Source organism: Pseudomonas sp. (assembly GCF_026224925.1).
Taxonomy (GTDB): domain Bacteria; phylum Pseudomonadota; class Gammaproteobacteria; order Pseudomonadales; family Pseudomonadaceae; genus Aquipseudomonas.
This window is the reverse complement of the sequence record NZ_JAMFRV010000013.1, coordinates 1-8,400: the sequence shown is the minus strand read 5'-3', so window position 1 is coordinate 8,400 and position 8,400 is coordinate 1. Positions and strand designations below refer to the sequence as shown.

7 protein-coding genes and 1 pseudogene are annotated in these 8,400 nt (G+C 60.4%); 1 reads left to right on the top strand and 7 read right to left on the bottom strand.

Annotated features, from left to right (window positions below; translation table 11 throughout):
- Together M0974_RS00780 and M0974_RS00775 are read right to left on the bottom strand one after the other, a co-directional pair.
- On the bottom strand, nt 1–428 hold a 428-nt coding region (locus tag M0974_RS00780; RefSeq protein ID WP_297831366.1), incomplete at its 3' end, for an SDR family NAD(P)-dependent oxidoreductase.
- Between the two features lie 14 nt (nt 429–442).
- Nucleotides 443–1,177, bottom strand: coding sequence for an SDR family NAD(P)-dependent oxidoreductase (locus M0974_RS00775; RefSeq protein ID WP_297831362.1), 735 nt, complete (start codon nt 1,175–1,177; stop codon nt 443–445).
- Between the two features lie 249 nt (nt 1,178–1,426).
- Between M0974_RS00775 and M0974_RS00770 the strand changes: the two genes are divergently transcribed.
- The gene (locus M0974_RS00770; RefSeq protein ID WP_297831358.1) at nt 1,427–2,260 is read left to right on the top strand and encodes an alpha/beta hydrolase; all 834 of its coding nucleotides are present in this window, start codon (nt 1,427–1,429) and stop codon (nt 2,258–2,260) included.
- Nucleotides 2,261–2,385: 125 nt separating this feature from the next.
- Here M0974_RS00770 and M0974_RS00765 read toward each other — a convergent pair whose 3' ends face one another.
- From M0974_RS00765 to M0974_RS00745, 5 genes and pseudogenes are all read right to left on the bottom strand, one after another.
- Nucleotides 2,386–3,618, bottom strand: a complete 1,233-nt coding sequence (locus M0974_RS00765; RefSeq protein WP_297831356.1) for an NADH:flavin oxidoreductase — start codon at nt 3,616–3,618, stop codon at nt 2,386–2,388.
- A gap of 77 nt (nt 3,619–3,695) precedes the next feature.
- Nucleotides 3,696–5,348 carry a DUF1302 family protein gene (locus M0974_RS00760; RefSeq protein WP_297831354.1) on the bottom strand — a complete coding sequence of 551 codons (1,653 nt, stop codon included), beginning with the start codon at nt 5,346–5,348 and terminating at the stop codon, nt 3,696–3,698.
- 95 nt (nt 5,349–5,443) lie between these two features.
- A complete protein-coding gene (locus M0974_RS00755; RefSeq protein WP_297831350.1) occupies nt 5,444–7,066 on the bottom strand; it encodes a FadD3 family acyl-CoA ligase in 1,623 nt (540 codons plus the stop codon).
- Nucleotides 7,067–7,086: 20 nt separating this feature from the next.
- A complete protein-coding gene (locus tag M0974_RS00750; protein ID WP_297831347.1) occupies nt 7,087–8,109 on the bottom strand; it encodes a ferredoxin--NADP reductase in 1,023 nt (340 codons plus the stop codon).
- A 77-nt stretch (nt 8,110–8,186) separates the two neighbouring features.
- Nucleotides 8,187–8,400: pseudogene (locus M0974_RS00745) on the bottom strand (flavin-dependent monooxygenase); the annotation flags it as partial.

Sequence of the window (8,400 nt, the reverse complement as noted above, 5' to 3'; positions counted from 1 at the left end):
GAGGCGATGTTGACGATCGAACCGCCGCCCTGCGCTTTCATCAGGCGCATTGCAGTACGTGTACCCCAGAAGGTGCCATCGACGGTGGTGGCGAAGTTCGTATGCCAGTCGGCGGTGGTCATCGTGTCAATGCTGCCCCAGGTATAAGCCATCGCGTTGTTGACCAGAATATCCAGGCGGCCGTGGCGTTGCGCCGTGGCTTCCAGTGCACCGACGTAGGCTTGCTCGTCGCTGACATCGGCGACTGCTATATCAGCGCGCCCGCCGAGGGCGAGAATCTTTTCCTGCACGCCTTGCAACGGCTCCACGCGCCGTCCGCACAGCACCACGGTTGCGCCTTCCTCGGCGAACCGCAACGCAGTGGCTTCACCGATACCGGAACCAGCACCAGTGATAAAGGCGATTTTTCCTTCTAAACGCTTGCTCATGGGTGACTCTCCAATCAGATAAAGGCCATGCCGCCGTTAACGGCGATGTTCTGGCCAGTCATGAAACTGGCGTCTTCGCTGGCGAGGAATACCGCGACCCGGGCAATCTCATCGGTTTCACACATGCGGCCCAGCGGCACGTTTTTCAGCAGCGCTTGCATGTACTCGTCAGGGATGCCAGCCATCATTGGTGTGTTGGTCGGCCCCGGCACCAAGGTATTGACGCGAATGCCGCTGGCCGCCAGCTCACGAGCTATGGAACGGGTCAGGCCCATCACCCCGGCTTTGGAGGCGCAGTAATGGCTCGGCCCGTCACCGGTTAGCGCGGCGGTGCTGGACAGGTTGATGATCGCCCCTTTACGACCGCCCTTGATCATCAGCTTGGCGCCCTCGCGAGCGCACAGGAAGGTTCCGCCCAGGTTCACGTTGATCACCCGTGCCCAGCTTTCATCGGCGGTTTCGAGAAAGCTGTCGAGGGCACCGACGCCGGCGTTGTTGACCAGAATGTCGAGCCCGCCAAAGTAGCGCTCAGTCTGGCCCATGGCATCGGCGACCGAAGCGCCATCGGCGATATTGCAACCCAGGGCCAGCACCTTGTCGCCCAAGTCGGCCAGGCTTTCGGCCAAGGCCGCCTGGTTCAGGTCGACTGCCACCACTTTCGCGCCTTCGGCGACAAAACCACGCACGATGGCTTGGCCCATGCCTTGCCCTGCACCGGTAACAAAGGCCACTTTATTCAGCAACTTCATAACGTTCTCCTCAGTGGAACTGGATCGCGGCCCACTGAAATGACAATGGGCCCGTACCCGGCATGATTAGCCACCCACCCCGGCGTAAACATCGTCCGATAGGACTAGCGCTGCCCGACCGGCGTGGTCTGAACGGACGATGTGGGCAACGCCGCAGCAGCCCAGCATCTGAGCGCTGCAGCCCGCGCCAGGCACATGTTTGCCCTGGCCGGTCTGCGACTCATGAACCCGCAGAATCTGGAGAACAACATGAATAAACCCTTAGACCTGCCCTTGCCCGTCGGCCATTACGCGACACTGCCCAGCGGACTGCGCCTGCACTACCTGGATGAAGGCAGCGGGCCCGTGGTGGTATGGCTGCACGGCAGCGGCCCCGGCGCCAGTGGCTTCAGCAATTTCAAGGGTAACTACCCGGCGTTTGCCGCGGCCGGTTACCGCAACATCGTGCTCGACCTGCCGGGTTTCGGGCGTTCGGATAAACCCGAGGATGTGCAGTATCACTTGGATTTTTTTGTCGACTGTTTGAGCGCCTTCCTCGCGCTGATTGGCGTGGAGCGCTGCACCCTGCTCGGCAACTCTCTCGGCGGCGCGATTGCCCTGGGCCTGGCGTTGCGCCAGTCGAAAATGGCAGAGAGCCTGATCCTACTGGCCCCAGGCGGTGTCGAAGAACGCGAAACCTATTTCAAGATGGAAGGCATCTTGCGCATGGTCAGCCTGTTCAACGCCGGCCCCATCGGCCTGGAAGAAATGCGCAGCATGATGCGCCTGCAGTTGTTCGATGACTCGATCCTGCCAGAAAGCCTACTGCAGGAGCGCGTGGCGGTGGCGGTGACGCAGCCGAAGAATCTGTTCAGCACCATGATGGTGCCAAATATGGAAGCGCGCTTGGGCGAGATCCAGTGCCCGATCCTCGGGTTCTGGGGCAACAACGACAACTTCAACCCGGTCAGCGGCGCCCAGCGCATTATCGACGGTGCGCCCAACGCACGGTTTGTCGTACTCAACCGATGCGGGCACTGGGTTCAGGTCGAACACCGCGAGCTGTTCAACCGCAGCGGCATCGACTTCCTGCAGCACCTCTGATTTTTGCAGCACAAGGGGCCGGGCAACGACGCTGGTCCCGGCCTTGAATTTTCCCCGGATGCGCTGCCCGCGCGGCGCCGCACTTATCCTTGCGGCGCCAGCCCCGTGCTTGTCTAGATCGGCATCTAGCGATCCGCCGCCGGTTGCCGGTTCAACTCGGGATCGCCTGGCTTGCCGAGTACGCACGAGGTGCCGCCTGGCGTATACATCATGGCCACACAGCGGTTACAGGCGGTGCAGATCGAGTTGGTGCTCACGCCACTGGCGAGTTTGTTGACGTAGTCCTGTTCGGCGATCAGCACCCGACCCATAGCGACGAGGTCGAAGCCCTCGGCCATGATCTGTTCGATGCTCGCCAGGCTTTTCGCCCCGCCAAGATAGGCCAGCGGCATCTTCACCGCCGCACGCACCTTGCGTGCATGCTCCAGCAGATACAGCTCACGGAACTCAACCTTAGGGTCCATCAGGCGCTGAATAGACATCGCCAGGGCGATCACCGGGTTTTTCTGTTGCACCCGGTTTTCCTTGGGAAAGGATGAACCAAACATGGTGGTGATCGACTCAGCGTTCATCCCGGCACTAAGGACCAGCAGGTGCGCGCCCTCTTGTTCCAGCAGGCGTGCGATCTTTGCCCCGTCTTCGGCGCTGTTACCGGCGCGTACGCCTTCGGTGATGCTGTATTTACAGATCACAGCCAAGTCCCGGCCAACTGCATCGAGCACCGCGCGAAGTACCCGGCGCGGGAAACGCAGACGATTTTCCAGGCTGCCGCCGTACTGGTCCCGACGCTTGTTGTATAGCGGCGAAATGAACTGGCTGAGCAGGTAGCCATGGCCCATGTGGATTTCCACCGCATCAAAACCCGCCTGACGGGCTAACCGTGCACCTTGGGCGAAGTCCTCCACGACTTTTTGCATGTCGGTTTCAGTCATCGCCTGCTTGCGGAACATACCGCTCAGCATGCCAATCTTGTTGAAACCGCCACTGGACGACAGCGGGTGTGGCGGGGAGCGCTCGCGCAGAAAAGTAAAGCAGCCACCGTGGGTGATCTGCGCGCTGGCCAGGCCACCGGCCTGATGCACTCCGTCGGTCAAGGCCTTGAAGTGCGGCAGGCTGGCGGGCAGGAGGGTCAACTGGTTGGGCAAGGTGCGGCCATCGCTGCTGACCGCGCAGTAGGCCACGGTGGTCAGTGCGATACCGCCACTGGCCAGGGCCGAGTGAAACTTGACCAGTTGTTTGGAAGGCACACCCTGGGCACTCATGCCTTCGTTGGTGGCGGCCTTGATAAAGCGATTCTTGAGAGTCAGCGGACCAATCGTGATCGGGCTGAAGGGTGACGGTGACGTTTGACTGTTCATGACAGACCTTTTTTCGGCAACAGATGGGTTGGCAACCACGGCCACGTCAACGGTAAACCGCGACGTAGCCACGGCCATCAGAAGGTGTACTTAGCGTTGAACGATAGGTAATCGCGGTCAGCCATCAGTCGGCCTTGGGCCACATCCGGTGAACTGAGGTACGCGACGTAGGTCATGCCCACCTGGAAGTTGCCCAGGTATTTGAAGTCGCCACCCACGGTCAGGCGCTTTTCTGCGCGCCCCAGCCCCTGGTAGGCGCTGCCATCGACGTTCTGCGTCCAGACCGCGTGGGTACTCAGGTCCAGACCATTGAGGATGGACGGGTAGTCCATGTAGGCACCAAGGCCCAGCAGCGTCGAAGAGCGGGTCTGAATCGCCGACTCGAACTTGTCAAAAGTACCATCGACGCCAGCACCGCCGCCGGTGATCGTCAGGGCGTCGACCCCGGCGATGTATTGATTCACCACTTCGCCCATGACGGTGGTCTGGTGGGCCAGAATGCTCGGGCCAAAGATGTAGGTGGCGTTGAGGTTGCCCTGCCATATCTGCGCGGTGGTCGGCGAACCATTGTTCAAATAAACCGAGGCGCCATCGCGGTAACTGAGGTCACCGGCGTATTGCATTGCGTCGCCGACCTTGGAACTGAAGCTGATCCCCGTTAGCTCGACGCCTTCGAAATAGCCCAGGCGATAGGTCGGGGCAGAACCGTCATGGCCAATGCTCTTGAGCGATGAGTACTGGGTATCGCCGGTGAAGTCGAAAAACAACGAGCCGATATGCTCGTTATAGCGGTAATGGAACAGCCCCAACTCAGTGTTATCGGTGACTCGGTAGCGCATACCCAGTCCCCACTGTCCGCTGTTTCGGGCGTTTTGCTCTCCGGCGTAGTTGACGGCGGTAAAGCTTTTGTCCGGCAAGCTTGAGACCACCCCGGCTTGCAGTCGGTAGAACTCAGCACCAGGGCCGAAGGTGTCGCTGCCAAAATAGTCACCCACCGGGTTGAGCTGGGTTTTTTGCCACTCGTACTGGTAGTAGCCCACCAGTGCCAGTTTTTCATTCAGCGACCAGGACGCTGACACCTGCCCCACCGGCAGATACGAGTCCTTGGCTTCGGTGCCTGGCACGTTGAATTTGGTGGCATCCACCGGTGCCTGGCCCTGGCTGATGTTTGACCAGAACAGGCTTTCGCCCCAGGCCACCAAATGGCGACCGGCCTTAATCGACAGGTTCTGGGTATCACCGATATCGAAGTTGCCATACATATATGCATCAAGCAGGCGCCCCGTGCCTCCACTCAGGCGCTCCGTCTCGTCACTGAAGCTGTCGGCACGCCCGATCTTGTTCACCGTATCGGGGGAGTTATTGTCATTTCGCCGGTGGTAGACATCGTCATAGAAATAACTGCCACGCACCACTGCGCCAAGGTTTTCATGCTTGAGTTGCAATTCGCCTAACAGGCTGACACGGTTATTGACCAGCGCGCCACGCTTGAAATTGCGCGTACCGTCATCGTTGTTCGGGTCGTTGAGGTATTGACTCGCCGGCTTGGCAGTACGCATCGACGCGGTGTAGTTGACGGTCATTGACGAGTCCAATGTGGTGTCTTCACCCAGGTCGACCGTCGGTCCCGCGCTAACCGTAGCGCTGGTCAGACCTATAGATACCGCTAATACGCAGCGACCCCCGACAGCGTTACCCGACTTACGCACAACTGGTTTCAGCGTGGACATACTCATCTCCTTGTATTTTTTATTTTTTTCTTCTTTGCTAATACAGAATGAAAAACCCTGACGGCCCGCGCATCGTCCGTTTGGCGATGTTCGCCCTAAGCCTCTTCGGCTTTGCCGACCACCGCGCGGAGCTCATTTTTCGCGACCTTGCTCGATGGGTTGAGCGGCAATGCCGCAAAGAAATGCACCTGGCGCGGCACCTTGTAATTGGCCATGCATTCGCGACTCCAGGCGATCAGTTGGCTTTCGTTCAGTTGCTCACCTTCGCGTAGCACCACGCAGGCGCAACCGACTTCCCCCATGCGTGCGTCGGCAATACCGATGACCGCCACCTGAGCGATGGCCGGGTGCTCGATCAATGCGGCTTCGATTTCCGCCGGGTAGCAGTTGAAGCCACCGACGATGAACATGTCTTTCAGGCGATCAGTGATGATCAGGTTGCCCGCCTCATCCAGACGTCCAATGTCGCCGGTGTGCAACCAGCCGTCGGTATCGATAGCTTCGGCGGTGGCTTCGGGGTTTTGAAAGTAACCGTGCATGACATGAAAGCCACGCAGACAGATCTCGCCGGTTTCTCCGGCCGTCAGCGCCTGCGCGTGATTGTTCGGGTCACGGATACTCACTTCAGTGCCGGCAATCGGCCGGCCGCTGGTGCCGGCAATCACCTGTGCCGAGTCCTTCGGGTCGCAGATGGTCGCCAAACCGCCGCATTCGGTCAGCCCGTAGGCGGTGGTGACCACACTGAAACCCAGCTCGTTACGCATGCGCTCGATCAGGCTAGGCGGGATGCTGGCCGAACCGGTCACAGCAATCCGCAGGCTCGACAGATCGGTTTGCGCCAAACGCGGGTGAGCCAGCAATGACAGGTACAGGGTCGGCGCACCGGGCAACACGCTGATGCGCTCCTGGGCGATGCGCTGGAACACTACTTCAACGTCGAACACCGCATGCGGCAAAATGGTTGCCCCGGCGATCAAGCACGTCAGCCAACCGGCCTTGTAACCAAAGGCATGGAAGAACGGATTGACGATTAGATAACGGTCGCCCGGCACCAGGCCGATAACCTTGACGTATTCACTGAAGGCCCGCAGGTTCTGGCCATGGCCGCTCATCACGCCCTTGGGCTTGCCGGTGGTGCCGGAGGTGAACAACAAATCGCACACGGAATCGGCAGTGATTGCCAAGGCTCGGCGTAGTGCGTCGTTGGCATCGATGGTCGTCGCGCCCAGCAGAAACTGCTCCAAGCTCAGGTCGGATGATTGCGTCGGTATGTCGCCGTCGAGGATCACCAAGTGTGCGAGGCTCGAAGGCCGATGAGGTTGAAGCATCGCCGGGTAGTCGACATCGAGAAACCGTTGCTGGATGAACAACACCCGACAACCGCTGCGCGCCAGCACATCGGCGGCTTCGGCGCCCTTCATGCGGGTGTTGATCGGCACCAGCACCGCGCCAGCGCAATGGATACCCAGCGCGGCGAAAATCCAGTCACGGCTGTTTGGCGCCCAGACACCGACCCGATCACCGGCCTGTATGCCCAGCGCCATCAAGCCCCGGGTAATCCTCATGACCCGCTCAGGCAGCTCGGCATAATCGGTACACTGGCCGTTTTCTTCGATGGCCGTGCGACCGGCGAAACGTTCAGCGCTGGCGAAGACCAACTGGGCAATGGTGGCGGGCACTTCGTTCAGTGGTCGAGAAATGTTCAGGCGTTGGTTCATCGTAGGCTCAGTGTTTGGCATCATTCGGGAAAACGGATACGCAGTTGCGCGCTGGTTGGCACGGCCTGGCACGCGAGGATCCAGCCTTCGGCCAGTTCATCGGCGTCCAGCGCATCGTTGTGCAGCAGCTCTATGTCGCCGCTTTCCAACGTACACATGCATGAGGCGCAACCTCCGACACGGCAGGCGTTGGGTGGGTCCAGGCCGGCACGCTCCATCGCGGCCAACACGGTTTCGCCGCTGTCACAGGCCAGGTTGTATTCCACGCCGTCCAGACGCACGGCCAACTGCGCAGCCACGGCTGCCTCGGTGCTGACCGCCGGCAGTAGTTCACCTTCGCCGGGTAGCGAGACAAACCGCTCGACATGCACCCGGCTGCCAGGCATGCCAAGCCCCTTGAGCGCACTGACCGCCGCGTCCATAAATGGCCCGGGGCCGCAGATAAAGGCCTGGGCATCGACGAAGGGGCGCGCCAGTTCGGCCAATTGTTTGACGGCCGGGATGCCCTGCACCGAATCGAGCCAATGGACGATTTGCAAGCGTTGCGGGTGTGCACTGGCCAGTGCTTTGAGTTCGTCGCGGAAAATCACCGAGGCTTCGTCTCGGTTGGCGTAGATCAGCAGAATTCGGCCCTGCCCGACGAGCAATGCCGAACGCAGAATCGACAGCACCGGGGTCACGCCGCTGCCCCCGCCAAACAACAGCAGATCGCCGTCCAGGCTGCGCGGCACAAACACCCCGGCGGGCGGCAGTACCTCCAGGGTCTGGCCGACCTGCAACTCGCCACATAGCCAGTTCGATGCGCGCCCGTCGCGCACCCGCTTGACCGTTACGCGCAACGGTTCGTCCAGCAACGGTGTGCTCGACAGCGAATAACAACGTGGCAGCCAGCCGCCCTCGAAGGGGATTCGCAAGGTCAGGAACTGGCCGGGTTGATAACGAAAACGTTCGCCAAGGTGCTCCGGTACTTCGAACACCAAGGAACGCGCATCGGCCGTTTCTTCGATCACTCGCGCCACGCGCAGGGCAAGATAGTTATTCATAGGTCAGGTACTCATGACCACCTGCCTGTGTGTCACAGGCAGGTGTAAACGCAAGGGTGTCGGGAGCCGCAATTGCCTCAGACGTACGGGTCCGGGTTGGGCAGGCCCAGCAGCACCGCACCTAAACTGCGTCCGTAAGCCATGTAGTTATTGGCGATGTGTCCACGCGCCTGGTGTAGGTCGCGGAACAGCCGCGCCACCGGGTTGGTGTTGTACAGGCCCGATGCGGCCATGCTGCGCAGCAGGTCATTGACCCGTTCGGCGCAGATGTTGGTCACGTAGGCCGACTGG